The sequence below is a fragment of the Gymnodinialimonas sp. genome (genome assembly GCF_059726805.1).
Genome location: NZ_AP041059.1, coordinates 2,667,819 through 2,694,105 on the forward strand (window position 1 = coordinate 2,667,819; position 26,287 = coordinate 2,694,105).

At 64.1% G+C, this 26,287-nt stretch carries 19 protein-coding genes and 1 tRNA gene; 12 read left to right on the forward strand and 8 right to left on the reverse strand.

From position 1 onward, the window contains the following. Positions 1-10: 10 nt before the first annotated feature. The 4 genes from AC6I9R_RS12970 to AC6I9R_RS12985 all read right to left on the reverse strand — a co-directional run bounded on the left by AC6I9R_RS12970 (position 11) and on the right by AC6I9R_RS12985 (position 3,953). Entirely contained in the window at positions 11-1,222 is a 1,212-nt protein-coding gene (locus tag AC6I9R_RS12970; protein ID WP_461425985.1) for a ferredoxin reductase family protein, read from the reverse strand. Positions 1,223-1,721: 499 nt separating this feature from the next. After that, positions 1,722-1,798: transfer RNA gene (locus AC6I9R_RS12975), tRNA-Arg, on the reverse strand. Between the two features lie 76 nt (positions 1,799-1,874). Beyond that, positions 1,875-2,873, reverse strand: coding sequence for a tRNA dihydrouridine(20/20a) synthase DusA (gene dusA, locus AC6I9R_RS12980; protein WP_461426617.1), 999 nt, complete (start codon positions 2,871-2,873; stop codon positions 1,875-1,877). Between the two features lie 189 nt (positions 2,874-3,062). Beyond that, positions 3,063-3,953, reverse strand: coding sequence for a LysR family transcriptional regulator (locus tag AC6I9R_RS12985; RefSeq protein ID WP_461425986.1), 891 nt, complete (start codon positions 3,951-3,953; stop codon positions 3,063-3,065). A 92-nt stretch (positions 3,954-4,045) separates the two neighbouring features. On the opposite strand from AC6I9R_RS12985, the gene AC6I9R_RS12990 reads away from it, so the two are divergent. The 3 genes from AC6I9R_RS12990 (at position 4,046) to AC6I9R_RS13000 (ending at position 8,631) form a co-directional block, all read left to right on the forward strand. Continuing rightward, positions 4,046-5,062 (forward strand): TAXI family TRAP transporter solute-binding subunit, encoded by a 1,017-nt coding sequence (locus AC6I9R_RS12990; RefSeq protein WP_461425987.1) that lies wholly within the window; start codon positions 4,046-4,048, stop codon positions 5,060-5,062. A gap of 72 nt (positions 5,063-5,134) precedes the next feature. Beyond that, on the forward strand, positions 5,135-7,054 hold the full coding sequence (locus AC6I9R_RS12995) for a TRAP transporter permease (RefSeq protein ID WP_461425988.1): 1,920 nt from the start codon (positions 5,135-5,137) through the stop codon (positions 7,052-7,054). Positions 7,055-7,059: 5 nt separating this feature from the next. Beyond that, the gene (locus AC6I9R_RS13000) at positions 7,060-8,631 is read left to right on the forward strand and encodes a sulfatase family protein (RefSeq protein ID WP_461425989.1); all 1,572 of its coding nucleotides are present in this window, start codon (positions 7,060-7,062) and stop codon (positions 8,629-8,631) included. Positions 8,632-8,659: 28 nt separating this feature from the next. Here AC6I9R_RS13000 and AC6I9R_RS13005 read toward each other — a convergent pair whose 3' ends face one another. The 4 genes from AC6I9R_RS13005 to AC6I9R_RS13020 all read right to left on the reverse strand — a co-directional run bounded on the left by AC6I9R_RS13005 (position 8,660) and on the right by AC6I9R_RS13020 (position 14,686). Next, on the reverse strand, positions 8,660-9,928 hold the full coding sequence (locus tag AC6I9R_RS13005; protein WP_461425990.1) for an aspartate aminotransferase family protein: 1,269 nt from the start codon (positions 9,926-9,928) through the stop codon (positions 8,660-8,662). Between the two features lie 3 nt (positions 9,929-9,931). Next, entirely contained in the window at positions 9,932-11,035 is a 1,104-nt protein-coding gene (locus tag AC6I9R_RS13010; RefSeq protein WP_461425991.1) for a mandelate racemase/muconate lactonizing enzyme family protein, read from the reverse strand. Further along, on the reverse strand, positions 11,032-12,138 hold the full coding sequence (locus tag AC6I9R_RS13015; RefSeq protein WP_461425992.1) for a mandelate racemase/muconate lactonizing enzyme family protein: 1,107 nt from the start codon (positions 12,136-12,138) through the stop codon (positions 11,032-11,034). Before AC6I9R_RS13015 ends, AC6I9R_RS13010 begins: the two co-directional genes overlap by 4 nt. A gap of 88 nt (positions 12,139-12,226) precedes the next feature. After that, positions 12,227-14,686, reverse strand: coding sequence for an FAD-dependent oxidoreductase (locus AC6I9R_RS13020; RefSeq protein WP_461425993.1), 2,460 nt, complete (start codon positions 14,684-14,686; stop codon positions 12,227-12,229). Positions 14,687-14,753: 67 nt separating this feature from the next. Between AC6I9R_RS13020 and AC6I9R_RS13025 the strand changes: the two genes are divergently transcribed. The 9 genes from AC6I9R_RS13025 (at position 14,754) to AC6I9R_RS13065 (ending at position 26,254) form a co-directional block, all read left to right on the forward strand. Next, a complete protein-coding gene (locus AC6I9R_RS13025) occupies positions 14,754-15,641 on the forward strand; it encodes a MurR/RpiR family transcriptional regulator (protein ID WP_461425994.1) in 888 nt (295 codons plus the stop codon). Further along, a complete protein-coding gene (locus AC6I9R_RS13030) occupies positions 15,638-16,717 on the forward strand; it encodes an aromatic ring-hydroxylating oxygenase subunit alpha (RefSeq protein WP_461425995.1) in 1,080 nt (359 codons plus the stop codon). The genes AC6I9R_RS13025 and AC6I9R_RS13030 overlap by 4 nt, the downstream gene beginning before the upstream one ends. After that, on the forward strand, positions 16,710-18,161 hold the full coding sequence (locus AC6I9R_RS13035) for an aldehyde dehydrogenase family protein (RefSeq protein ID WP_461425996.1): 1,452 nt from the start codon (positions 16,710-16,712) through the stop codon (positions 18,159-18,161). Before AC6I9R_RS13030 ends, AC6I9R_RS13035 begins: the two co-directional genes overlap by 8 nt. A gap of 236 nt (positions 18,162-18,397) precedes the next feature. After that, positions 18,398-20,497 carry a hydantoinase/oxoprolinase family protein gene (locus tag AC6I9R_RS13040; RefSeq protein WP_461425997.1) on the forward strand — a complete coding sequence of 700 codons (2,100 nt, stop codon included), beginning with the start codon at positions 18,398-18,400 and terminating at the stop codon, positions 20,495-20,497. Next, the gene (locus AC6I9R_RS13045; RefSeq protein ID WP_461425998.1) at positions 20,494-22,131 is read left to right on the forward strand and encodes a hydantoinase B/oxoprolinase family protein; all 1,638 of its coding nucleotides are present in this window, start codon (positions 20,494-20,496) and stop codon (positions 22,129-22,131) included. Before AC6I9R_RS13040 ends, AC6I9R_RS13045 begins: the two co-directional genes overlap by 4 nt. Beyond that, a complete protein-coding gene (locus tag AC6I9R_RS13050; RefSeq protein ID WP_461425999.1) occupies positions 22,128-23,210 on the forward strand; it encodes a pyridoxal phosphate-dependent aminotransferase in 1,083 nt (360 codons plus the stop codon). Before AC6I9R_RS13045 ends, AC6I9R_RS13050 begins: the two co-directional genes overlap by 4 nt. Next, entirely contained in the window at positions 23,207-23,950 is a 744-nt protein-coding gene (locus tag AC6I9R_RS13055; protein WP_461426000.1) for a maleate cis-trans isomerase family protein, read from the forward strand. The genes AC6I9R_RS13050 and AC6I9R_RS13055 overlap by 4 nt, the downstream gene beginning before the upstream one ends. Beyond that, the gene (locus tag AC6I9R_RS13060) at positions 23,947-25,293 is read left to right on the forward strand and encodes an MmgE/PrpD family protein (protein WP_461426001.1); all 1,347 of its coding nucleotides are present in this window, start codon (positions 23,947-23,949) and stop codon (positions 25,291-25,293) included. The genes AC6I9R_RS13055 and AC6I9R_RS13060 overlap by 4 nt, the downstream gene beginning before the upstream one ends. Further along, the gene (locus AC6I9R_RS13065) at positions 25,286-26,254 is read left to right on the forward strand and encodes a D-2-hydroxyacid dehydrogenase (RefSeq protein WP_461426002.1); all 969 of its coding nucleotides are present in this window, start codon (positions 25,286-25,288) and stop codon (positions 26,252-26,254) included. The genes AC6I9R_RS13060 and AC6I9R_RS13065 overlap by 8 nt, the downstream gene beginning before the upstream one ends. Positions 26,255-26,287 lie beyond the last annotated feature (33 nt).

Sequence of the window (26,287 nt, forward strand, 5' to 3'; positions counted from 1 at the left end):
GGAATTTGAATTATCGGAATTCAAAACGCTCAAAATGGATACGACGCGGAGATTTTCCGGCCGCTTTGAATTGGCTCTGCAAGGCTTTTCGCAGGGGGGCGGGGCCGCAAAACCACATGTCCGCTTGGGACAGGTCAAACGGCAGATGATCCAGAACAATGGCGCCCGTCAGGCGAGAGGCCGTGTCGCTGGCATGGAGATGATAGCTGAACCCCGGCACGCGGCGTTCGACGTCCCGCAGGCGATCCGCGCCCACGGCGGCGGATTGGCTGGGGACGGCGTGGATCAGGGTGATCTCGCCCTCCATATCGGGGGCAAGCGCCTCGGCCGCGGCCAGGAACGGCGTGATGCCGATGCCGCCTGCGACCCACAATTGCGGCATGCGCGCGTCCTGGGGTCGAAACGTGCCGTAGCCGCCTTGAATGCTGAGCTTATCGCCCACCGCAAGCTTGTCGCGCAGCCTGCGCGTGAAATCCCCAAGGGGGCGGATCGAGAACTCGATTGTCCCCCCCTCACCCGTGCCCGAGACGGTGAAGGGATGCGGTTCCCGCAGGCCGGATTTCTTGGCCGCAAAGAACGCGAATTGCCCCGGCTTGACCCGAAGGCCCCGCCCAGTCGGCGTGGCCAAGACACGGGTGGCGCCCGGAAGCTGTTCCACCTCGCTCACCGTGAAGCCGCGGGTGCGCAGCGGGTTCTGGATCCAGGTCCAGATCAGCGCAAGAAGTCCGACCGCCGCCATCGCGATCATCCATTGCGAGATCAGGTCTGACGGGCCAAAGGGCACCTTCACGAACAATTGGTGAAACGCCAGCATCATGAAGATCACCCCGATCAGGCGATGGGACCAGCGCCAGATGTTATAGGGGATCTCGAACGGCACTTTCGGGATGCGTTTGATCAGCGACAAAAGGAGCAGCGCAATGAAGGGATAAAGCGCCAGTTCGCCCACTTCGACCGCCGTTTCACTGAGCGAGCCCGGCGGCAGCACGCCTTCGATCTGCTCAAACCCGATCTGCGTGTGCGCCACGATCAGACCCAGAACCAACGCGCCCGTCCATTTGTGGACCTCGTAGACCCGGTCGAGCCCGCCAATCCACTGCTCCAGAACGCGCAGGCGCGTCGCGAGCACGACGTTGGCCGTCATCAGCGAGAACGCGATCGTTCCCGCCAATAGAGCTGCCAGATTGGGTGCCGTCTCGTGGCCCGCGGACGCAAAGGTCAACAGGCCGGGAATAGCAATGAAGATGGCTAGATAAACCAGCCCAAAACGCGAAATCAAAAACAGTCCTTAGTTCGATCTAGCCCCCCGAGGATACGGAAGACGAAGAGGAAATCGAGCCAAGCAGGAAGGGCCTCCCGCTGTCCCATGACAAGAGCGTGAGCGAAAAACCGCCGTGGATCAAGGGGTTCATTTGACGGTGCGTCAACAGGGGAGCTGTGGGGCGTTGGGTGGAACAGGACCTGCGTGGCCGGGCGAAGACGCGCGCTCTGGCAACAGGATGCGCATCACCCAGTCTTTCCGTCGCCACATCGTACGACGCAAGAGCACACAACCCCGCGCTCAAGTAGCCTGACGGGCGGTAGAGCATAAAAGACTCCGCTCAAGTAGCCGCAGGCGGTAGCGCAAAAAAGACCCCGCTCAAGTAGCCCGAAGGGCGGTAGCGGAAAAAAGACCCCGCTCAAGTAGCCCGAAGGGCGGTAGCGGAAAAAAGAAAGCAGAATGGCGGACCCAGTAGGATTCGAACCTACGACCTTCGCCTTCGGAGGGCGACACTCTATCCAGCTGAGCTATGGATCCAATGTGCGCCCGTATACCTGCCCCATAGCGCCCCCGCAATCTCAAATGCGCCAGTCTGCAGCCAGGTCAAATCCGTTTAGGCCGCCCGCGTGATTACCTCTTGCAAGGCGCGCTCGACCAACTCGGGCCCTGCCCCGTCGCGATGCGCCCCCTCCGACAGAATGCGCTTCCAGCCGCGCGCGCCGGGGCGCCCGGCGAAAAGACCGAGGATATGACGGGTGATCTGGTTGAGGCGACCGCCGTTTTGCAGATGCGCCTCGATGTAGGGCAGCATGTCCAGGGCCACCTGCTCGGCGGTACGGGCGGGATGATCCGCGCCAAAAATGCGCTGGTCGGCGTGCAACAGGATTTCAGCGGGGGTGTGATAGGCCGCGCGCCCGATCATCACGCCGTCCAGGCCCGCGTCCAGATGGTGCTGGGCCTCGTCCAGCGAGGTGATGCCGCCGTTGATCGAGATATGAAGCTGCGGGAAGACCCGTTTCATCGCGTGGACCAAATCGTAGTCCAGCGGCGGCACGTCACGGTTCTGCTTCGGGCTCAGCCCCTCAAGCCAGGCCTTGCGCGCGTGTATCGTCACGCGCGCCACCCCTGCCCCGGCGATGGCCTCCAGGAAGGCCGGCAGCGCCGCGCGGGGATCCTGTTCATCGACGCCGATGCGGCATTTCACCGTGACCTCAACATCGCTTTCGTCCTGCATGGCACGCACACAATCGGCCACAAGCGCGGGCTGACGCATCAAAACCGCGCCAAAACACCCCGACTGTACCCGGTCTGAGGGACAGCCGACGTTCAGGTTGATCTCGTCATAGCCGTACCCCCGCACGATCCGCACCGCCTGCGCCAGTTCCGCCGGGTCCGATCCGCCAAGCTGCAACGCCACCGGATGCTCGGACGGATCAAACGCCAGCAACCGCGCCCGGTCGCCGTTAATCACGGCGGCGGAGGTGACCATCTCCGTATAAAGCAACGCGCGGTGCGACATCAGACGGTGGAAAAACCGACAGTGACGGTCGGTCCAATCCATCATAGGCGCGACAGACAAGCGCGCGGAGGTCGCGGCGGCGGTGTTGGGCATTCCTGGCTCTCCATGGGTCCGCGACACGTTCTTCGCGGCCATGGCGCAGGCATACTTCACAGCGCTTAGGATGGTCTAGCCCTTCGCAGGTGACGGTTGTGACGTGTTCTACATCAATGAGGTCGCTCAATGCCGGACGAAGGCGACGTGCCATGACCCTCTGTCAGCATCGAAGTCCCCACCACCCCCCTAGCTTTCCTGCAATAGGTCGATGAACTTGCTTTTCACCGTGTTGGGCGGGGCGTTGGTGCGTTCGATAATGCCCATGGGTCTTGAGAATTGCGCGTGGTCTGCCGCGAGGAAGGTCAGTTTGTCGCGCAGAAGGCCGCGCGTGGACTCTCTCGGCATGGTAGAGATCAGGTCCGTTGTCTCGACAATCTCCAGAACGGAGCGGATGGAGTCCGTCTCGACGGCTATGTGGATCTTCTCCAGCCCCATGGCGACAAGCGCGCCCTCGGTCTGTGAGCGCAGGGTGCTGCCGCGCGAATGGGCGATCCAGTGTTGGCGCTCCAATTCACGCGCGCCGATCTGGTCGAGGGCCAGCAGCGGATGATCCCGGCGGCAGATGATGCCGATACGCTCTTCGATCAGCGGCTCGAACGACAACTCGGACACCCGTTCGGCCAGGTTCTGGGGGCCGACGACAAGGTCGATCTGCCCGCGCTCCAGCATAGTGCGCAACTCATGCACCAGGCCGACCCGCAACTCGATGTGAGCCTCCGGGTTGTCGCGCACGAAGCGTGCGACGCGGTGGGACAGGAAGTGGTCGGCAATGATCGGCGTGCCGCCGACTTTCAGCTCCCCTGCGGTGCCGGTCGCGGCCAGATAGGAATAGGCGGCTGCCTGTTCCTCGGCAACGCGGATCGTCAGCCCGTGCTGCGCCAACCGAAGACCAAGCGCCGTCGGCACCGCTCGGCGCGTGCTGCGATCAAAAAGCCGCGCCCCGATCCGGCTTTCCAGCAGCTTGATGTTTCGGCTGAGCGAGGGCTGGGTCATCCCCAGCCGGTCTGCGGCGGTCTGAAACGACCCTGCCTCGACAATCATCGACAGTTGGACCAGATGGCGGGGATCAGTTTTCATACCAAATTCCTATGAGTCGTCCCGTTTATCGAATTTTTTTCGAAGGAATGAAACTGCTACGGTCGTCTCGACATGTTTTTTGGGAGGAAACTATGGTCACTCTATCCACCTTCACCCGCGCCATTGCCACGGCGGCCGTACTTGGCGCGTCCTTGGCAAGCGGCGCGAGCGCGCAGATTTATCGCGGGGAAACGGCAGGCGTCGGCGATCCGGTCTATACGATGTTCGTGGCCTTCGCGACGCAGGCCGAAACCGCCGACATTCAGATCCAGGTCAACGCGGGCCAGACCCTGACGCAGTCGATGCTGCGGGGCGGACGCAGCGAGATCGAGTTTTTCTCGGGCGTGCCGTCGCTTGTGGGCCTGATGGCCAACAACCGCGCCATGTATGAACCCATCGAGGACGCGCCAGAGGCGGCGGCCAACATGCGCTCGATCCTCGGATTCCAGGCCGGCATCTACCATCCGGTGACGCTCGCGGGCTCCGGCATTGAGGATTGGGACGACATCGCGGGCATGACCGTGTTCACTGGCCCGCCGTCAGGCTCCGCCTCGCGCACGTCCGAGGCGCTTATCCGCAACATCACCGGGTTTGAGCCGGGCGAAGACTATGAGGCCGTCCGCCTGTCCTGGGGCGAAGGCTATGCGGCGCTGGCCGATGGGCGGATCGACATGATGGTGCGCCCGGCTGAAATCGGGTCGGCCAATATCGAGCAGTTCGGCCTCTCGGGCGAGTTCCGTATCCTCTCCATCCCCGAAGAGGCGATGGGCACCGAGGCCATGCAAGAGCTTGTTGGCGGCCCTGGTCGTGGCTCGGGCAGCTTTGACGGCAGCCTTTATGACGGGCAGCTGACCGAGGGTGAAATCACCGGGCTTGCGTTCTCGCAGTTCGTGGGCACCCACGCAGGCGTGGACGAAGAGCTGGTCTACCAAGTGACGCGCGCGTTCTGGGAGAACATCGAACAGGTCCAGGCCACCGCGTTCTTCCTGCAGGCCGTGACGCCGGAGAGTGCGTTCACCTCGATCAACGTACCGCTGCATCCGGGCGCCTTGCGCTACTACGAGGAAGCCGGGTTCGACATCCCCGACGCGCTGCGTCCGGCAAACTGATCCGCTGATCCTTTCGGGCCGCGCCCTACCGCGCGCGGCCCGGTCCCCCTTTTCATTGCCGGGATGGTTCCGATGACAGATACCGCAGTTCCTGCGCCTCTCCCCGCGCGCGCCCTGGCCATAGCCGGGATCTTGGCGGCGGCGGCCCTTGGGGCGATTACCATCTACATCTCGGGCATCGGCCTGCTGGACCCGAAATTGCACCGTGCCGGAGGTTTCGCGCTGGCGCTGATCGCGGCCCTCGCCGTGGCGCGCCGGAAGGCGCTGGCAAGCGGCCCGCAAAGCCCCGCGCGCGCGGTGGTGTCCTGGGGCATCGATGCCGTGCTGTTGGTGGCGGGGCTCTGGTCGATCTGGGCGTTTTACTCGGTCCAAAACCAGATGGAGACAGCGCTTTACGATGTGCGCAACGGCGACGTTTGGCCCGCCATGGCGGGGATCGTCGTGTTTCTGGAGCTGTGCCGCAGGCTGTGGGGGCCCGGTGTCTTCGGGGTCGGCGTCTTCGGCGTGGTCTACCTGCTTTACGGCCAGCACCTGCCCGGCATTCTGGAGCATTCCGGTTTCAACATGCGCGAGGTTGTCGGCGCGCTGTGGTACAACACCAACAAGGGCGTCTTCGGTTCGCTGTCGAACATCGTCCTGACCACCGTGTTCATCTTCATCATCTTCGGCGCCTTGCTGGAGGGCACCGGCGCCGGCGACACCCTGCTAAAGTTCGCCTTCCTCGCTACCCGCCGCACGCGGGGCGGCCCGGCCCATGCGGCGATCCTGTCGTCTTCGTTGTTTGGCACGATGTCGGGCAGCACCGTGGCCAATATTGTGGGCACCGGCACGTTCACCATCCCGATGATCATCAAGCGCGGCTTCTCGCGCACCTTCGCGGGCGGGATCGAGGCGACGGCCTCGTCCGGCGGGCAGATCATGCCGCCGATCATGGGGGCTGCGGCGCTGGTGATGGCGGATCTGACAGGCGTCGGCTACCTCAACATCATCATCGCGGCCCTTGTGCCCGCGCTCTTCTACTACTTCAGCCTGTTCTGCGCCGTCACAGTCGAGGCCCGGCGCCAGGGGATCGAGGTGCAACCGCTTTCCATCGACGACAAGATCACCCGTGTGGATATGATTAACTCGATCCTCTTCATCGGGCCCATTGCCACCGTGATTTTCGCGCTGGCCCGGGGTCTTTCGACCTCAACCGCGGGGTTCTGGGCCGTCATCGTCCTGGTCGTCCTGTCTGTGATCAACCCAGAGGTTCGGCGCAACCCGGGCCGCGTTTGGAAGTCGTTCATCAGTGGCTGCGAGTCCGGTGCGACGCTGCTGATCGCCTTGGCCACCATCGGTGTCCTCGTCGCGTCACTCGATTCCACGGGTCTGGGCCTGAAACTGGCCAGCTTGATCTCGGAAATCCGGGGCGAAAGCCTGTTCTCCGCCCTTCTGGTGGCGATGATCGGCGCGCTGATCCTTGGCATGGGCATGCCCACCCTGCCCGCCTACCTGATCATCATCCTGGTCATGGGCCCCGCGATCCAGGCGCTTGGCGTATCGATCCTGACGGCGCATATGTTCGTCTTCTACTACGGCGTGGCCTCGTCGCTGACGCCGCCCGTGGCGATCGCGGCCTATGCGGCGGCGCCCATCGCGGGGGCGAACCCGCTGATGACGGCGTTCATGTCGTTCCGCCTGGGCATGGCGAAATTCATCATCCCGTTCATCTTCGCCTTCTACCCCACCGTCCTGATCGTGGAAGTCTTCGACCCGGTCACCTTCGTCTGGATCGTCGCGCGCACGGTGTTCTGCATCTGGCTGTTCTCTTCGGCGCTGTCGGCCTTTGACCGGGGCAAGCTGTCGTGGCCCGAGGTCATCTTGCGCTTCGTCGCGGCCTTTGCGGTACTCTACACCGATATTGTGGTCCACCTGCCCGCCATCGCCCTTGGGCTCGCGTTGATCGCCTGGGACATGCGGCGCGGCACCCGCGCGGTGGCCGGAGCGGAGTGAGTGATATGACCAAAAGACCGAACTTCCTGTTCATCATCACCGATCAGCACCGCGCCGATCATCTGGGCTGCTACGGCAACCCCATCGTGCAGACGCCGCATATCGACGCCATCGCGGCCAAAGGCACGCGGTGGGACAAGTTTTACGTCGCCATTCCCATATGCATGCCCAACCGCGCCTCGATCATGACGGGGCGGATGCCCTCGCTCCACGGGGCGCGGCACAATGGCATTCCCCTGTCGAAGGACCACACGACATTTGTCGAACTGCTCAAGGACGCGGGCTATACCACGGGGCTGATCGGCAAATCCCACCTGCAAAGCTTCACCGGGCTGCCTGCGACCAACAAGTACGAGCCCACCCCCGGCCTGCACACGCCGCGCGCGGGTCTGCGCGACGCCTACAAGCACGACCGACACTCCACTGATTACGATCTGGAGGTCGTGCCGCAATGGACCCAGCCTCTTTCTGAACGGCTGGAGGGTGATTTCTATGGCTTCGACCATGTTGAGGTCGCTGCCGATCATGCGGATCAGGCCAGTGGCGACTACTTGCTGTGGGCCAAGGCGCAGCGGCCTGACTTCGAAACCCTCGTCGGCCCCGAGAACGCCCTGCCCGACAACCGCCACAACGCACCCCAGGCCTGGCGCACGGCGGTGCCGGAGGAGCTGTATTCCACAACCTGGGTCGCCGACCGGTCCGAGGCCTGGTTGGTAGAACGCGCCGAGGAGGACGCGCCGTTCTTCCTGCAGATGTCTTTCCCCGACCCCCATCATCCCTTCACGCCGCCGGGGCACTACTGGGACATGTACGACCCCGCCGATATCCCGTTGCCGCCCTCCTTCTGCAAAGGCGATCTGCCGCCCATCCGCGCCATGCGCGAGGCGCTGGCCAACGGCACGGACCCGCGCGACAACCAGAGCCCGTTTGCCGTGACCGAGGATGAAGCGCGCGCGATGATCGCGCTGACCTATGGCTCGATTTCGATGATCGACGACGCGGTGGGTCGCGTGCTGGCGCGGCTTAAGGCGCTGGGACTGGCCGAGAATACCGTCGTCATCTTCACCTCGGACCATGGCGATTACATGGGCGACCATGGGCTAATGCTGAAGCTGCTGTTGCATTATCAGGGCATGACCCGCGTGCCCTTCATCTGGCATGACCCAACGCAACCCACTGATGGGGCAATGAACGCAGGCCTTGGGTCCAGCATCGACATTTCGGCCACGATCCTTGCGCGCGCGGGCATTCAACCTTTCAACGGGCTTCAAGGGCGCGACTTGTTCTCCACGCCGCCGCCCGAGGCGGTGATCATCGAGGAAGACAGCCAAAGGCTGATGACCGGGTTCGACCGGCCGCAGCGGGTGCGCACAGTGATCACGGACACCCACCGCATGTCCTTGCGCCAGGGGGAAAGCTGGGACGAGCTTTATGATCTGCGCGCCGACCCTGAAGAGGTGAACAACATCTACGACGATCCTGCCGCCGCAGACATCCGCGCCGAGCTGACCGAGGTCATGCTCAGGCGGATGATCGCCCTGCAAGATCGCGCGCCCTTGCCTGCCTACCGCGCTTGACCCACGTCGCGCGTGCGACGAGTGGCATTCAGAGGTCCTGCACGGCCTTGGCAACCGCGGCTTGGGTCAGTTCCAGATCCGCCTCGGTGATCGCCAGCGACGGGTAGAGCTTGCCGGGGGATTTGAACACGCCGCATGCGCGCAGGGCTGCGTTGTAGGTGGCGTTGCGCGTCGGGTCATCGTGCCTGGCAGAGCGGAAATCGCGGCAGGGCTGTGCGGTGAAGAAGATGTCGAAAAGCGTCTCATCCCCGCAGATCTGATGCGGGATGCTTGCCGTGCTTAGCGCGTCACTTTGCATCTGCTGCAAGCGGCGTCCGATTTCCCTGAGGTGATCATAGGCCCCGTCCCGGCGCAGAACCTCCATGGTCTTGAGCCCTGCGGCGGCGGCCACCGGGTTGCCCGAGAGCGTGCCCAGTTGCATGAGCCATTTGTCCGCCCCGACGCGCGCCTTGTCGAAATGCTGCATGATCTCTGCACTGGCGCCCAAGGCAGCCAAGGGAAACCCACCGCCGATGATCTTTCCCAAGGTGCAAATGTCCGGCGTCACCCCGTAGCGTTCCTGTGCGCCGCCGTAAGCGAGGCGAAAGCCGGTCACGATCTCATCAAAAATCAACAGGACATGGTGCTTGTCACACAAATCGCGCAGGCCTTGCAGAAACCCTGGCTCTGCCGCGATGATGCGTTGGAGCGGCTCGGCAATGATGGCGGCGACGTCGTCATGCTCGGCCAGCAAGGCCTCCACGGCAGCAAGGTCGTTATAGGGCGCGATCAGCATTTGATCGGCAACGCCCTGCGGGATGCCGGCGCTGTCGGGGACGGCTTGGGGGAAATTCACGTGGCGCTCAGGCGCGAGGCTCATCTGGGCCTCCGCGCTCATGCCATGGTAGCCGCCCTCGAACTTCAGGATCTTGTCGCGGCCCGTATAGGCGCGGGCCAGACGGATCGCGTACATGTCGGCCTCGCCGCCCGAGGCGACAAAGCGCACTTGCTCGCAACAGGGCACCGCATCGACAATTGCTTCCGCCAGCTCGATCCCTTTGGCGTTATTGGCAAAAAACGTCATGCCGAGGGACAGCTGTTCCAGCACGGCCTCCATCACTTCCGGGTGGCCATGGCCCAGAAGCATTGGGCCAGAGCCGATCAGATAGTCGACATACTCCCTGCCATCCTCATCCCAGACCCGGCTGCCCTGTCCCCGGGCGATGACAATGCCGGGGTCGAAATTGCCGAAGCCCCCGGCTGGCAGCACCTCTTGCGCGCGGGCGATCCATTCCGCTTGTGTCGTCAGTTTTTGCATTTCTCAAGTCAGCTCCAGAATGGGGGGGCCAAGGACATCCAGATCGGGCGTGATCCCCAGGCCCGGTCCTTCCGGCGGCGCAATGCGACCCTCGGCCCGCACCGGGGCAGAGGGGCAGAGCCTGGGGGAGACATAGGACGACAGATCGCAGGTGTTGAGCAGCGCGCCTTGGGGCGTGGAGGCTGCAAAATGCAAGGAGGCCGCCGTCACGATGTCAGAGCCCCAGGTGCATTCGGCGCAGATCTCTGCGCCCAAATGCACCGTCAGATCGCGGGCGCGGCGCATCGCGGAAAGCCCGCCGAACTTCGACAATTTCAAAGCGACGGCATCAAGGCAGCCCAACTCCTGCGCCCGCAGCAAAGTCGCCAGATCATGGGCGCATTCGTCCAGTTTCATCGGCAGACCTGTGGCTTGGCGCACCGCGGCACAGTCTTCCAGCGTCTTGCAGGGCTGTTCCAGCATGACATCAAGATGCCGGACGGCACGGCCGGTTCTGGTGGCGTGCAACTTGGTGGCGCCACAGTTCCAGTCGCCATAAACGAGCGGCCCCGCCCCCACAGCTTCGCGGACTTTGATCAACCGCTCCGCGTCCGCTTCCCAATTCGCGTCAGCCCCCAGCTTGGCCTGAAACTGTCGAATACCTGTTGCGTAGGCCTCGCGCGCGATCCGGGCCATCTCGTCGGGATCGATGCAGGTGATCGAGTGGTAAAGCGGCATATCGGCCCGCGTGCGGCCGCCTAAAAGCGCATAGAGCGGCTGGTTGGTGGCCTGGCCGAAGAGGTCCCACAAAGCCATGTCCACAAGGGATTTGACGTGCAGGTGCCCTAGCAGAAAACCATCAACCTTGCGCATCGGCGCATCGACACCAAACGGCGATATCCCAATGATTTCTGGGGCCATTTCCGTGATCGCACTGGGAATGCCATCGGCAAACGCTGGGAGGTAATGCGGGATCGGGCAGACCTCGCCCCAGCCCTTCAGGCCGATATCGGTCTCCAGGCACAGGACGTGGGTCTTGACCGTGGCGCAGGTTTTGCCCTCGGCCATGTAGTAGGTCTCATGGCTAGTCAGATCCACGGACCAAAGGGTGATCGCAGTGACCTTCATCGGTAGACCGCCACCGGATCGCTCAGAAGGTCTTCGTCCGGATGTACGCCCAGGCCCGGCCCTTCCGGCAAATGCAGGTGCCCGTCTACGTTGCGCGCGCCGCGACCCTTGGCGATGTCGCGTGTGATCATGTCCTGGCAGGACCAAACCGCCAGGCAATTGGCATCGGGCACGGTTGCGGCGAGGTGCAACGCCTCAGTATCCGCCAGAACCGTGCCGCCCGTGGCCATGACAAACATGTCGATGCCATGGGCAAGTGCGACGTCGCGCATCCGGGCGGCCTTGGTCAGCCCACCGACCCGGTTCAACTTGATGCCAAAGACCTCCGCCAGCCCGTCGCGCGCGATGCGCGTCGCGTCCTGCAAGGTCACCAGGCTTTCATCAACGCTGATCGGGGCGGCGTGTTTGGATGCGATTGCAGCGATATCATCCAGCGTCTCGCAGGGCTGCTCGAACATCACATCTAACGCCTGTGTGGCTGACATAACGCGCAGGGCCTGTTGCCGCGTCCAGCCCCGGTTTACGTCGTAAAGCACGATCTCTCCGTCGCGCCGGAGGCTTTCGACATCGCGAATGCGGGCAATGTCGCGGGCAACGTCGCCCCCGATTTTCACCGAATGGGCCACGTATCCCCGGGCGCGGTAGCGCTCGATCACGTCACGTGTTTCCTCGACCGTCTTGGCGCCGACCGACGACGCGATGGGCCGAGGGGTACGGGACCCGCCCCCCATAAGATCGGCAATCGGCAGCCCCGCCCCCTGCCCCGCGATGTCCCAACACGCCATATCAATCGGCGCTTTCGCATAGAGGTGCCCCGGCAAGGCCAGATCCATGGCGCGCTCGACGTCCAACACTTTTCGAGGGTCCAACCCGATGAGGAATGGCGCCATCGTCTCAATTCCGGCACGAATACCCGGCCCGTGGGCGGGCACATAGGTGTGGCCCCAGGGCGTGCCCTCGCCCCATCCCGTCACCTCGGCGTCGGTCTCGATCTTGACCAGCGTGGCGTCCAGAACCTCGAACTTCAACCGCCCGCCCGACAGCCAATAGGGATGCTCTAGCGGCAGATCGAGATGGTAGACCGTGATCCGAGTGATCTTCATCGGGCGTCACCGAAAGCGTTGCCCGGGTCCTTGGTGATGCTGGCCTTTGGTAAGGCGGATGGGCGCGCAGGCGATGTTTTCAGCGCTTTCATGCGGGCACCATCACATCTGTTCTGGGTTTGAGGCTTTCAGGATCATAGGCGGGCTCGCCCAAGACCTTTGCCGCACGAGGCGCGCCGTGGATCACGACCTCAAGCGCGGTTCCGGGCACAGCGGCCTCGGGCTTGATGTAGGCAAAGGCCAGGATCTTGCCGACGCTTGGCCCGAAGGCCACGGAAGCCGTGGAGCCCATGAGCTTGCCGTCCAACAAGACCGCCTCGCCGCCATGGCCGTCGGCCACGCCATCTGGCGCGATCTGCAGATAGGCGCAGACCCATGGCAGGTCCGTGTTGAGCGTCTTATCGCGGCCCAGATACTCCTTGTCGCTGCGCGCGAAACGCAGGACGTCGGCCTCGGCCAGCGTCACCTCATTGGTCAGCTCGCCTGCGCCTTTGAAACCCTTCTCCATGCGCATCGCGTTCATCGCGAAGGACCCATAGTCGGCGATGCCGTGGCGTTCCCCGGCGGCCCAAAGGGCATTGTAGACATCCAGACAGGCGGCGTTTTGCATGTGGAACTCCCACCCCAACTCACCGGCGTAAGACATCCGGAAGGCCCAGAGCTCGTGCCCCGCAACGGTGATTTGCTGCGCCGAGAGCCAGCGAAAGCTCTGGTTGTCGAGCGGGGCGTCGGTGCAGGCGGCAAGGATGTCCCGGCTGCGCGGGCCGTTGAGCGACAGCGCGGACCATTCGGCGGAAAGTGCGGTGATGGTGACGTCTGCGCCATCGCGGTGCTGCGCAAGATGGTCCAAAAGGCGTTGCTCAAAGAACGCGGCGCACACCAGATAGAAGCTGGCTTGCCCGGCGGCACCGCCGCTCATACGAACAACGGTGGTCTCAAGCTCAATCCGACCCCGTCGGTTCAGCATGTGTGTCAGTGCTATACCGCCTTGTTTCGTGGGAAGCTTATTGGCCACCAAGCGATCGAGAAATGCCTCAGCCTCCGGCCCCTCAACCAGCACTTTGGTGAAGGCGGTCACGTCCATGATCCCGGCGGCTTCACGCACAGCTTTGACCTCAGCAGCGACGATGTCATCCACGGGCGTACGATTGAACGAGTAGTGATCCTCCTGCTCGATGCCCTTCGCAAAGAAACGCGGGCGCTCGAAGCCGTACACCTCTTCATGTACCGCGCCTTTGTCCTTCAGCAGATCGTACAGCGGAGAAGGCTTGATCGGCCGGCCAGCCAGCCGGTTGAAATGCGGGAATGGGATCTCGTGGCGCAGGCAGTAGTCCTCTTCCGCCTTGACCACCTGCCAGTCCTTCGTAGCGTAGCTGCCGAAGCGGCGCGGGTCGTATTCGCGCATCGAGATATCCGCCGCCCCATGCACCATCCAGCGCGCCAGTTCGCGGGTCAGGCCGGGGCCCCATCCGATGCCGATCTGCGTGCCGCAACAACACCAGTAGTTGCGCACGCCCGGCGCTGGGCCGATCAGCGGGTTGCCATCGGGCGGGTGCGAGATTGCGCCGTGGACATCGCGGGTGATGCCCAACTCCGCAAAGATCGGCATGCGGTTCAGGCTTTCCTCAAGGTACGGCATCACCCGATCGTAGTCGGCTTCAAACAGCCAGTTCTCATACTCCCAAGGGCAATGATCGTGCCAGACTGAGTTTGGGTTCTCCTTCTCGTAGATCCCGATCAGGCCCTTCTTCTGCTCCATCCGGATGTAGCCCGAGACCTTCTTGTCATCGCGGATCACCGGCAGTTCTGTGTCCAGATCGCGGAACTCGGGCACCTCGTCGGTGACGAAATAATGATGCGTCATCGAGGTCATCGGCAGTTGCAGGCCGGACCATTCGCCCATCTGCCGCGCATAGGTGCCGCCCGCATTCACGACATGTTCGCAGGTGAGCGTGCCCTTATCCGTCTCCACCTGCCACTCACCCGATGGCAGCTGTGTGATGTTCGTGGCGCGACACTGCCGGATGATCCGCACACCCTTCGCCCGTGCGCCTGCCGCCATTGCCATCGTGACGTTGGTCGGATCGACGTGCCCGTCATCGGGGGTGTGCAGCGCGCCGCGCACCCCGTCGAGGTTGTAGAACGGATGTAGCTCGGCCACGCGATCTGGCCCCACAAGCTCGATATTGAACCTAAGCGAGCGGCCAACCGACAGCGTGTGGCGCAGCCAGTCCATCTCATCCTCAGTGTAAGCCAGACGGAACGACCCGCACCCGTGCCATGTCACGGCTTGGCCCGTCTCGGCCTCCAACGCGCCGGAATAGAGCCCGATGTTGTAGTCGACGCATTTGCCAAGGCCAAAGCTGCTGGTCGAATGGGTGATCTGCCCTGCTGCATGCCAGGTGGAACCGCTGGTTAGCTCGGCTTTTTCCAGAAGGACGGTGTCCGCCCCCCACCCCTCATGGGCCAGATGATACGCGAGCCCTACGCCCATGACACCGCCGCCAACAATGACAACGCGGGCGTGGGTCGGAAATCCAGGTGCCACCAGTGCGTTCCTTTCCGAGTCGATTTTCTCTCGACACGCTAATCAAACAAAAATACCATCGTCAATCATGAATGGGACATATGTATCAAATACGATTCTCGAACGCCTGGCGGGTGAGCTGGCAGAGCTGACGCCAGAGGCCCGCAAGGCCGCGACCTACGTGTTGGAAAACCCCCGCGATGTGGGTGTCTCGACCGTGCGCGAGATTGCCGAGGCCGCAAATGTGAAGCCGAACACCGTGGTGCGCATGGCGCGCCAGGTGGGGTTTGAGGGCTATGACGATTTCCGCGCCCCCTTCCGCGATGCGATCCGGCGCGGTGCCGCGGATTTCCCGGACCGCGCGCGTTGGTTGCAGGACATCCGCAAATCCGGCGATCTGGGTGGGCTTTACGCCGATATGGTTCAGGGCGCGCTCAACAATATCGAAGAGACCTTTGCCAGCATTTCCGCCGATGACCTGAAGGCCGCGGCAGAGGCGATCTGGTCATCGGACAATGTGTTTACTCTCGGCGTCGGCGTGAACAATTCCAGCGCGCGCAACTTCACCTACCTGGCCTCCACCGGGATGGTGCGGTTCCATGCCATCCCGCGCGCCGGATCGAACGCGATTGACGATCTGGCCTGGGCGGACACGGACGACACTCTCGTCGCCATCACCTGCAAGCCCTATCGCGCAGAAGTCGTGGAGGCAGTGCAACGAGCGCGCGAGCAGAACATGCGGATCGTCGCGATCTCTGACAGTCCGGCCAGCCCGATCATCCGCGCGGCGGACCATGGCTTCGTGATCTCTTGCGACACGCCGCAGTTCTTTCCATCCTCGGTCAGCACCATCGCGCTGTTGGAGACGCTTTTGTCCTTCGTCATCGCGGTCTCCAGCGACGAAATTGTCGAACGGGTCGAGACCTTTCACAAACGCCGCCATCAATTGGGGCTCTATCACGCGGAGGAGGAATGACAGGCCCAATCCGGTCCCTCGCGGCGCGCTACTACACCGACCCGACCGTTTTCCAGCTGGAAAACCAGGGCCTTCTGGCGCGGACCTGGCAGTTCGGCTGCCACGCCTCCGAACTGACGCAGGTCGGCGACTACGCCACGTTTGAGATCGCGGGCGAAAGCCTTTTCGCGATCCGGGGCCGTGACGGGCAGATCCGGGTCTTCTACAATGTTTGCCAGCATCGCGCCCATCAATTGGTCAGCGGCACCGGCACCACCCGCGTCGTCGTCTGCCCCTACCACGCCTGGACCTACGAGTTGACCGGAGAGCTGCGCGCGGGGCCGAACATCAAGGCCGTCGACGGGTTCGACAAATCCAGTGTCTGCCTGACGCAAGTCCGCGCCGAAGAATTCCTGGGCTTCGTTTTCGTCAACCTCGACCCCGACGCAGCCCCGATGGAGGAGTGGTTCCCCGGCGCCCGCGCGGAGTTGGAAGAATGGGTGCCGAACTGGGCCGAGTTGAAGCCGTTGGAATGGGTCGACATCCCTGAGAACTGCAACTGGAAAGTCTCCGTCGAGAATTACTCCGAATGCTATCACTGCGCCCTGAACCACCCGACATTCGCCAACGGCGTGGTCAAGCCCGAGACCTATGACATCCAGCCCCAGGGCAAATGCCTGCGCCACACGACGGAGTGTCAGGCGCTGGATCAGATGACCTATGACATCAACTCCGGCTTCGCCCACAGCCACGAGTATTCCAGCTGGTTCCTTTGGCCAATGTTCTCGTTTCAGGTCTATCCGGGCAATGTGCTGAACACCTATCATTGGCGCGCGGTGGACGCGGAACACGTGGTGGTCTGGCGCGGTTGGTATTCGGTCGGCGGCGCCGATGACGACATGGTGCGGCGGCTGGCGGTGCAGGACCGTGCCACTACCGTGGAAGAGGACATTCACCTGGTCGAAAGCGTGCAGCGCGGGCTCGGGTCGCGAGGATATAGGCCCGGGCCGCTGGTGGTGGACCCCAACGGCGGCGTGAACTCCGAGCATCCGGTGATGCACCTGCAGGCCTGGATGCGGGAAGCGATTGATGGCTGAATTCCAGACTTATTGGCAGAACTACATCGATGGCGCCTGGGTCGACGGCGGCGCGGGGCGGATCGACGTGATCGATCCCGGCAGCGGCGAGAAACTGGCCGAACAGGCGCTGGCCGATGCGGCAGACGTCGACCGCGCCGTGATGGCCGCGCGGCGCGTGCATCTGTCGGGCGCGCTGTCGGATCTGCGGCCCGTGGAACGGGGCCGCATGGTGCAGGCGATGGGGCGCTACCTGCTGGATCATATCGACGAGATCGCCCCGGTTCTGACCCGCGAGCAAGGCAAACCCCTTTGGGAAGCGCGGATCGAGGTTGAAGGCGCGGCGCGGTATTTCGAGTACTACGGCAATCAGGCCGAGACCGTGGAGGGCCGCTCCATCCCCCTGGGCAAAGACTACTTCGACTTCACCACCTATGAGCCCTTCGGCGTCTCGGCCCATATCATACCTTGGAACTATCCCGTTGAAATGACGGCGCGATCTTTGTCGGCGGCCCTAGCCACAGGCAACGCCTGCGTGATCAAAACGCCCGAGTTGACCCCACTCAGCAACGCCTGGTTCGCCCATGCCGCCGAGGCTGTGGGTCTACCGAAGGGTGCTGTGAACATCCTCTGCGGGCTTGGGGCAGAGGCCGGTGCGGCGCTGTCCGCGCATCCCCACGTGAACCAGATCGTATTCACCGGCTCTGTCCCAACAGGCATCGCCATCGCCACGGCCGCGGCGCAAAACGTGGTGCCCTGCGTGCTGGAGTTGGGCGGCAAATCGGCGGCGATCGTACATGATGATGCCGATCTGGACGCCTTCGAGAACGACGTGCGCTGGGGCATCTATTTCAACGCCGGTCAGGTCTGCTCGGCGATGAGCCGGGTCATCGTGCACGACAGCGTCCATGACGCGCTGGTCGACCGCATGGTCGGCGTCGCGCAGTCACTGAGCGTGAAACCCGGCATCGAGCAGCCCGCGTTCGGCGCCACCATGGGCGCGATGGTGTCCGAGGCGCAACGCGACCGCGCGGCGGGCATGGTCAGCGCCGCCCAAGCGCAGGGCGCGCGCGTCGCAACCGGAGGCCGCAAGATGAACATCCCCGGGGCGTTTCTGGAGCCCACTATTCTGGCGGACGTCACGCCGGACATGACCATCGCCAATGAAGAGGTCTTCGGCCCGGTCCTATCGGTCCTGAAATTCTCAACCGACGCACAGGCCCTCCAGATCGCCAATGGCACGCCTTACGGGTTGGTCGGCGGCGTCTTCACCCGCGACCTGGACCGCGCCACCAGGGCCGCACGGCAGCTGCGCGCGGGGCAGGTTTTCGTCAACGAATGGTACGCGGGCGGGGTCGAGACGCCCTTTGGCGGCTACGGCAAATCCGGCTATGGCCGCGAAAAGGGCCGCGAGGCGCTATGGAACTACGTGCAAACCAAGAACGTCGCGATCCGGCTTCGTTGAGCACAGGCGCGGCCATTCGCGTCGAATTGGTTTGACAGATCAGCCCCATGAAGTGCAGCGTTCCGCCAAGTAGAACCAGTTTGGGCCGACCGCTTTGTCAGGTGTCACTCCTATTTCTGAAATGCGCCGCACCACGGGGTGCGACCTGGTGGTGAGTCTGTCGTCCTAGGGCCTCCGCGCCCGCTCAAAAGGCCTGCACCAGGCCTCCGGTTCCGCTTTCCTCGATAGACTTCTCCATGACTTCATCAGACGACGTGCGCCTTGCGATCGATATTGGCGGCACTTTTACCGACACGGTCCTGATGGACGCCACCTCACGCATTCTAGCGACCAGGAAAACCGCCACAACCCCACAGGCACCCGCCCTGGGCGCCCTCGAAGGGGCGCGGTTTGTGTTGGAGGAGGCGGGCGTCGGCTGGCATCAGGTCAAAGGCTTCATCCATGGCACGACCCTGGCGACAAACGCGCTGATCGAGCGGCGCGGGGCAAGCGTGGCCACGATCACCACGGCGGGCTTCCGCGATATCCTGGAGATCGCCTATGAACGGCGCTACAGCCAATACGCGATCAACCTGGAGAAGCCGGATCTGCTGGTGCCGCGCACCCATGCGCTGACCATCGGTGGGCGCATGAATGCGCAGGGAGAGGAGCTTCAGCCGTTGGATAAGGCGGCGGTTGACGGCTTGGTCGCGGAATTGCGCGCGCTGGACGCCCAGGCCGTGGCCATCTGCCTGTTGCACGCCTACGCCAATCCTGCCCATGAACGCCACCTACGCACGCTTCTGGCCGCGCGCCTGCCCGATCTTGTGATTTCGCTCAGCCATGAGGTTAGCCCGGAAGCGCGCGAGTTCGACAGGCTCTGCACGACCATTGCCAATGCCTATATCCAGCCCTTGATGGCGGAGTATCTGGAGGCGTTTCAGGCCCAGTTCAACGCCGAAGGCCTCGCCTGCCCGATCCTGATGATGACCGCGGGCGGCGGCATGACCACCGTCACCTCCGCCGCGCGCCTGCCGATCCGGTTGGTGGAATCTGGCCCGGCGGGTGGGGCGATTCTTGCGGCCCGCATCGCGGCGGAAACCGGGGAATCTGAGGTCCTCTCGTTCGACATGGGCGGCACCACGGCCAAGCTGTGCCTGATCGACGATTTCCGGCCCCAGACCGCCCGCAAGTTCGAGGTCTCGCGGGCCGAGCGTTTCGTCAATGGCTCCGGCATGCCGGTGCGCATTCCCGTGATCGAGATGATCGAAATAGGCGCTGGCGGCGGCTCCATCGCGCAGGTCGATTGGCTGGGGCGTTTGCAGGTTGGCCCGGAAAGCGCAGGCGCCGATCCCGGGCCTGCGGCCTTCGGCAAGGGTGGTGAGGCCCCCACCGTGACCGACGCCGACGTCGCCCAAGGCCTGATCGAGCCCGGGCGTTTCGCGGAAGGCCGCCTGGCCATCGACCGCGCCGCCTCGGAAACCGCGTTGGCCACCCACATCGGTACGCCCCTTGGCCTTGCCACCCCCGCCGCCGCCTTCGGGTTAAGCGAGATCGTGGATGAAAACATGGCCAGCGCCGGTCGGATGCATGCGGTGGAATCCGGCAAAGACCTCGGCGCGCGGGTGATGATCGCGTTCGGCGGCAACGGCCCGCTCCATGCCACCCGCGTGGCACGGCGCGCGCAGGTGCGCCGGATCCTGATCCCGCGCGATCCGGGCGTGGGCTCTGCCGTGGGGTTCCTCTACGCCCCGGTCTCGTTCGAGATCGTCCGCTCGCGGTATTGCCTGTTGGAAAAGCTGGATGTCGCGGGGCTCAACGCCTTTTTCGCCGACATGGCGGCGGAGGCGGAAAGCGTCGTGCGGGCGGGCGCGCCGCAGGGGCCCCTGACCCAACGTCGCACCGCCTTCATGCGCTATCACGGGCAAGGCCATGAGATCGAAATCGATCTGCCCGCCCGCGCTTTGGAAACGGGTGACCTGCCCGCGCTGCAAGCGGCCTTTGAGGACGAATACAGCCGCCAATTCAGCCGTATCGTCCCCGGCATGACCATCGAGATCCTGAACTGGGCGCTCTCCATCTCTTCTCCGGCACCTGCGCTTCAGACCCCTGCCCCAACCCCTGCGCCAACACCCGTCACAGCACAGGAAACGCGCGACATCCTCTGCGACGTCACGGGCAAGCCCCGCCCCGCTGCCGTGTTTGACCGGGCCACCCTGCCCCCCGGTGCCACGCTCCACGGCCCCGCGCTGATCATTGAGCCGCAGACGACGACGCTGGTCAGCGCAGATTTCAGCGCAAGCATCGACGGGCAAGGCAACATCTGGCTGACCCAAGACGAAAAGGACCCGTCATGAGCCTTTCCGACCCCCGCCTGCAAGTCATGTGGAACCGCCTGTTGGCGGTCGTGGAAGAGCAGGGCCAAGCCCTGATCCGCGCCGCTTTCAGCCCAATCGTGCGCGAATGCGGCGATATCTCTGCCGGGATTTTCGACGCCCAAGGCCGCATGCTGGCCCAGGCCGTGACAGGCACGCCGGGGCACATCAACACGATGGCAGAAGCGGTGAAAAGCCTGCGCGCCCGCTTCAGCGTCGCGGATATGCGCCCCGGTGACATCTATATGACCAACGATCCCTGGATCGCCTCGGGGCATCTGAACGACTTTCTCCTGATGATGCCCGTGTTCCATAAGGGCAGCGTTGTCGGCTTCACCTCCTGCACCTCGCACCTCGTGGATCTGGGCGGGCTCGGCATGGGCCCGGAGGGGGCGGATATCTATGACGAAGGCCTGTTGATCCCGCCCTGCAAACTTGTCAGCGCGGGCGAGGTCAACGCACTTCTGCTGGACATCGTGAAGGCCAACTCGCGCGAGCCCACTGCCAATGAGGGCGACATCTACGCGCTGATCGCCTGTTGTGAGGCCGGGGCCACGCGCCTGCAACAGATGATGGCCGAGTTCGGGTTGGACGACCTGGACAGGCTGGCGGACTACATCATCGACACCTCCCGGCGCGGCACGCTGGCGGCGATTGCCGACCTGCCCAAAGGCACTTGGCAGAGCGTTCTGACAGTTGACGGCTACGACGCCGAGATTGCGTTGCACGCCACCCTCACCATTGCCGATGATCACCTGCTGCTGGATTTCAGTGGTACCGATGGCTGCGTCGCCAAGGGCATCAACGTGCCGCTCAATTACGCCACCGCTTATTCCGTCTTCGCGCTGCGCTGCATCATCGGGCCGGACATTCCCAACAACGCGGGCTCACTGGAGCCCTTCCGGGTGACGGCGCCCAAGGGCTGCATCCTCAACGCCCAGGCGCCCGCCCCGGTCGCGATGCGCCATACCTTGGGGCAGATGACGCCGGATCTGGTCTATGGCTGCCTCTCGCAAGCCCTGCCCGACCTCGTGCCTGCGGAGGGCGCGTCGTGCATGTATGACCTGCCGATGCGCAGCCTGCCGGACGCGCAAGAGGCCTTCGCGCTGGAGTTGGTTTTCAACGGCGGCACCGGCGCGCGGGCGCAGCTTGATGGCCTCTCGGCCACCGCCTTCCCCAGTGGCGTCTGGGGCAGCCAGATCGAGACGACCGAAGCCGTGGCCCCCGTCCTATTCCATCGCCGCGAGTTGCGCATGGATTCGGGCGGGCCGGGACGGTTGCGGGGCGGGTTGGGGCAACATATCGAGGTCAGCTCCAGCACCGGCCAGGACATTCTGCTGTTCCTGTCGGTGGAACGCGTGCGCAATGCCGCCAAGGGACGGCACGGCGGCGGCGATGGTGCGCCGGGGCGCATTCGCATCGGCGCGGACGGCGCAGACCTGCCAAGCAAGGGTGAGTTCCGCATCCCGGGCGACAAGACGCTGGTGTTCGAAACGCCCGGAGGCGGCGGCTTCGGCCCGCCGCAGGAGCGAGCTTCGGACGCGGTCGCGCGAGATGTGGCGGCCGGATTGGTCAGCCCCCAGGCGGCGAAATCAAGCTATGGGGGTAAGCCATGACCCGAGCGATGCCCCACTTCGCGCAGATGTCGCCCTATGCCCTGGCCGAGATGACGGCGCCGGACGGCAAGCCCCTGATATCACTCGCCCAAAACGAGTGCCTGCGCCCGCCGAGCCCCGCTGCCATCGACGCCGCGATGCAGGTGCTTGGCGACGGCGCGCTCTACCCGGATCCGGATTGGACGGCGCTGCGCCAGGCCATCGCCTCGCAGTACGGGGTGGACGCCGCGAAGATCCTCTGCGGCAACGGCTCGCTGGATTTGATCGGCTGCATCGCGCGGGTCTTCACGGGCGCCGAGCGCGCCGTGCTCGCCCCGGCCCACGCCTATCCGTTCTTCCGCATCGCGGCGCAAATGGCCAACGCGCGTTTTGACACAGCACCCGAGGTTGCCGCCACGGTCAGCGTTGACGCCCTTCTAGCGGCGGTGCGGCCAGATACCGGCCTCGTTTTCCTCGCCAACCCGGGCAACCCGACGGGCACCCGCATCCCGCGCGCCGAGATCAACCGCCTGCGCGACGGCTTGCGCCCCGACATCCTGCTGGTCGTGGACGAGGCCTATGGCGAGTTTGCCGACCCTCTGGAGGGGCCATGTTTCGAGATGGTCGAGGGCGGGAACACAGTGGTCCTGCGCACATTCTCCAAGGCCTACGGCATGGCGGGGTTTCGCGTCGGGTGGGGTGTCTTCCCGCCTGAAATCGCTGGCGACCTGCGCAAGGCACTCAATCCCAACAACATCTCCGCTGCCGCTCAGGCCGCTGCGACCGCTGCGATGGCCGATCAGGCCTATATGGTTGAGACCTGCGCGTTGACAGCCCGCGCCCGCGACGCCGCTGCCGCGCAGTTGCGCGAAGCAGGGATCGCGGTTCTCGAAAGCCACACCAACTTCCTCCTCCTCGATCTGGGCGACGTTACGACCGCAAAAAACGCCGACGCCGCCCTTCGGGCGGAGGGGGTTTTTCTGCGGCCCCAGGGCGGCGCCGGACTGCCGCACTGCCTGCGCATGACCATCGGCGCGCCAGTCGCGATGGACGCCGCCCTGGCGCAACTGATCGCCTGGAAAAAGGAGCAATTGGCATGAAACCCTCTCGTGGGCGCGCGCGGATCGGCGTGCTTGTTCCTTTCACCAACTGCAATCTGGAGCCGGACATGGCGCTGATGGCGCCCGCAGGCATCTCCATCCACGTCGCCCGGATGGGCGGCTACGATGAGGATGAGATCCCGGGTGCCGAGCAGATGCACGGGCTTGGGGCCGCTGATCTTGACGAGCCGCTAGCGCTTTTGATGGGGGCCAAACCCGACGTGATCCTCTATGGCTGCACCTCGGCCACGCTGACCCATGGGCCTGCGTTTGACCGCGCGCTTGCTGCGCGGATCAAATCCGCAAGCGGCGCTGCCACGGTCACAGCGGCGGGCGCGCTGGTCAACGCGCTGCGCCACCTGGGCGCGACACAAATCGGCTTCGCCTCACCTTATGTGCTTGAAATCAACGACATGGCCGTCGGCTTCCTGGCCGACATGGGGGTTGACGCGCTGCAACGGGCCGAAGTTACGGACACCCTCGACAACAGCGGCCAGGGCGATCTTTCACCTGACGACGTCTATGCCTTGGCCATCAAGGCCGATCACCCCAAGGCCGACGTGTTGGTGCTATCGTGCACCGAAATGCGCAGCGTGGAGGCTGTGGCCCGGATCGAGGCGGCGGTGGGCAAGCCCGTGATCACCTCCAACCAGGCGATGCTTTTTGCAGCGCTGCAGCACCTGCAAATCAATGAGCCCGTGCCCGGTTTCGGTCGCCTTCTGGAAGGAACCCGCCAATGAGCTTCGAGGATATCGCCGCCTTCACCCTTGACCCCTGCCCCATGCCAGACAGCGCGCTGGACATGGCCGCGACCTTGCTGCTCGACACCCTTGGGGTTGCCGCCGGGGCCGCCCAGGCCGAGGCCGGGCAGATCGCCCGCGATCATGCCGTCCGGTTCCACGGCGCAAGCACGCCTGAAGATGCGGCCACGCTTCTATTCGACGGCCGCAAAGCGTCGATCCCCGGCGCGGCGTTTGCCACCGCCACCCAGATCGACAACCTCGATGCCCATGACGGCTATAACCCCACCAAGGGCCACATCGGCTGTGCCGTCGTCCCCGCGCTCTGCGCCTTTGCCGAGCGCCTGCCAGACCTCAGCGCCCGGGACGCGCTCACGGCGCTGGTGATGTCCTACGAATTCTCGGCCCGCGCGGCGATCACGTTGCACGGCACGGTCAGCGACTACCACACCTCTGGCGCCTGGAATGCCTTGGGTGTCGCGGCCCTGGGCGCGCGTCTGCGCCACGCTGATGCAGAGGTTCTACGCAACGCGATCGGCATCGCCGAATACCACGGCCCCCGCAGCCAGATGATGCGAGAGATCGCGAACCCCACGATGCTGCACGACGGGTCGGGCATGGGCGCGCTGGTGGGTAGCATGGCGATCCTGATGGCCGAACAGGGCTTTACCGGCGCGCCCGCCATCACCGTCGCCTCAGACGCGGCCTTGCCCTATTGGGAGGATCTGGGCCGTGTCTGGACCATCGAGCAGAATTACATCAAGCCCTACCCGATCTGCCGTTGGGCCCATGCGGCGATTGATGCCCTTGGGGTTCTGATAGAAGAACATGGGCTGGCTGCCCAGAACATCGCCAAGATCGAAGTAAACACCTTCGCCCAAGCCGCCGCGCTTTATACCAGCATGCCTGCGACGACCTCCCAGGCGCAATATTCGCTGGCCTTCGCCCTTGCGGTGCGGCTGGTCCATGGGCGCGTGGGACCCGAGCATATCATGGGCGCAGGCCTGTGCGATGCCGCCGTGGCCGAGGCCTTAGGGCGCATCACCATCCGCGAGGATCCGCGCCATTCCACGCGCTTCCCCTTGGCGCGCTGGTCGGACGTCACCCTGCACCTTGAAGACGGGCGGAGCCTGCATTCCGGCGATGTCCACGCCCGGGGCGGCCCCGAGGCGCCGATGGCGCTGGTGGAGGTTGAGACCAAGTTCAATGCCTTCTGTGCTGCGCTCTCCAACGAGCGGCGCACTGCCCTTTGGGCCATGCGGGCGCGCCTGCAAAAGCCCGACGCCAAGTTCCGAGAACTCCTGCAATTGCTTCACGCCCCGGTGGAGAACGTCCATGGCTAACGCCCCACGTATCCTGATCCACAACGACGAAACCACCGCCTTGGCGCAAGCACTCCACGGCAGGTTTCCTCAGGCAGAGGTTGCGGAATGCACCTCTTACGAGGCGCTTCCCGCGCAGATCGCCGGGTTCCGGCCCGAGATCGTCTATTCGGTTCGCTTTGCGGGCACGACGGGCTTTCCGCGCGATGCACTTTTGGGGGCCGAGGGCCCGCGCTGGATCGCCATCGGTGGTGCCGGAACAGACCACCTCGGCACATGGGACACGGCGCGCACCACGATCACCAACGCGGCGGGGGTGGCAGCGGACATGATGGCCGAGTACGTCATGGGCGGTTTCCTGCATTTCACCCTCGACGTAGACGGCCTGCAGGCCGATCAGCGCGACCGCCTGTGGCGCGCCCGCAAGATGCGCCCCCTGCGCGGCGCGACCTTGCTGATCGTCGGTCTGGGCCATACGGGCCGCGCCATCGCGGCACGTGCCAAGGCCTTTGGCATGCATGTCATCGGCACCCGCGCCACACCGCAGCCGATGGACAATGTCGACGCTGTCCATGCCGCGACCGACTTGCCGGGTCTGCTTCCCCTCGCCGATTTTGTCGCCGTTGCCACCCCGCTGACCCCCGCCACCAAGGGCCTCATCGGCGTGGCCGAGGTTGCAGCCCTGAAGCCGGGCGCCGTACTAGCCGATGTGTCTCGAGGCACCGTTGTCGATCAAGGCGCGCTTGCCGGAGCCCTTGCTTCTGGGCGCCTTACCGGCGCGGTGCTGGATGTTTTTGAGGTCGAGCCTTTGCCCCAGAAAAGCCCCCTATGGGGCTTGGATAACGTGCTGATTTCGCCGCATTGTTCGTCCGTCTACGACGGTTGGGAAAGCGCCTCGTTCGAACTGTTTCTCGACAACCTTGCGCGGTGGCTCGATGGCAAGGCGCTTTTCAACGTCGTTGATCCCGCGCGCGGTTACTGACCGAATGGCGCACAACGAAGGCTCTCGTCGATG

Excerpts from the sequence above, each read along its gene's own strand:
- AC6I9R_RS13030 (WP_461425995.1), top strand. The coding sequence starts at position 15,638 with ATGACAGGCCCAATCCGGTCCCTCGCGGCGCGCTACTACACCGACCCG.
- AC6I9R_RS13005 (WP_461425990.1), bottom strand. The coding sequence starts at position 9,928 with ATGCAAAAACTGACGACACAAGCGGAATGGATCGCCCGCGCGCAAGAG.
- AC6I9R_RS13065 (WP_461426002.1), top strand. The coding sequence starts at position 25,286 with ATGGCTAACGCCCCACGTATCCTGATCCACAACGACGAAACCACCGCC.
- AC6I9R_RS13010 (WP_461425991.1), bottom strand. The coding sequence starts at position 11,035 with ATGAAGGTCACTGCGATCACCCTTTGGTCCGTGGATCTGACTAGCCAT.
- AC6I9R_RS13000 (WP_461425989.1), top strand. The coding sequence starts at position 7,060 with ATGACCAAAAGACCGAACTTCCTGTTCATCATCACCGATCAGCACCGC.
- AC6I9R_RS12985 (WP_461425986.1), bottom strand. The coding sequence starts at position 3,953 with ATGAAAACTGATCCCCGCCATCTGGTCCAACTGTCGATGATTGTCGAG.
- dusA (WP_461426617.1), bottom strand. The coding sequence starts at position 2,873 with ATGCCCAACACCGCCGCCGCGACCTCCGCGCGCTTGTCTGTCGCGCCT.
- AC6I9R_RS12995 (WP_461425988.1), top strand. The coding sequence starts at position 5,135 with ATGACAGATACCGCAGTTCCTGCGCCTCTCCCCGCGCGCGCCCTGGCC.
- AC6I9R_RS13045 (WP_461425998.1), top strand. The coding sequence starts at position 20,494 with ATGAGCCTTTCCGACCCCCGCCTGCAAGTCATGTGGAACCGCCTGTTG.
- AC6I9R_RS13035 (WP_461425996.1), top strand. The coding sequence starts at position 16,710 with ATGGCTGAATTCCAGACTTATTGGCAGAACTACATCGATGGCGCCTGG.
- AC6I9R_RS13025 (WP_461425994.1), top strand. The coding sequence starts at position 14,754 with ATGAATGGGACATATGTATCAAATACGATTCTCGAACGCCTGGCGGGT.
- AC6I9R_RS13040 (WP_461425997.1), top strand. The coding sequence starts at position 18,398 with ATGACTTCATCAGACGACGTGCGCCTTGCGATCGATATTGGCGGCACT.
- AC6I9R_RS12990 (WP_461425987.1), top strand. The coding sequence starts at position 4,046 with ATGGTCACTCTATCCACCTTCACCCGCGCCATTGCCACGGCGGCCGTA.
- AC6I9R_RS13015 (WP_461425992.1), bottom strand. The coding sequence starts at position 12,138 with ATGAAGATCACTCGGATCACGGTCTACCATCTCGATCTGCCGCTAGAG.
- AC6I9R_RS13055 (WP_461426000.1), top strand. The coding sequence starts at position 23,207 with ATGAAACCCTCTCGTGGGCGCGCGCGGATCGGCGTGCTTGTTCCTTTC.
- AC6I9R_RS13060 (WP_461426001.1), top strand. The coding sequence starts at position 23,947 with ATGAGCTTCGAGGATATCGCCGCCTTCACCCTTGACCCCTGCCCCATG.
- AC6I9R_RS13050 (WP_461425999.1), top strand. The coding sequence starts at position 22,128 with ATGACCCGAGCGATGCCCCACTTCGCGCAGATGTCGCCCTATGCCCTG.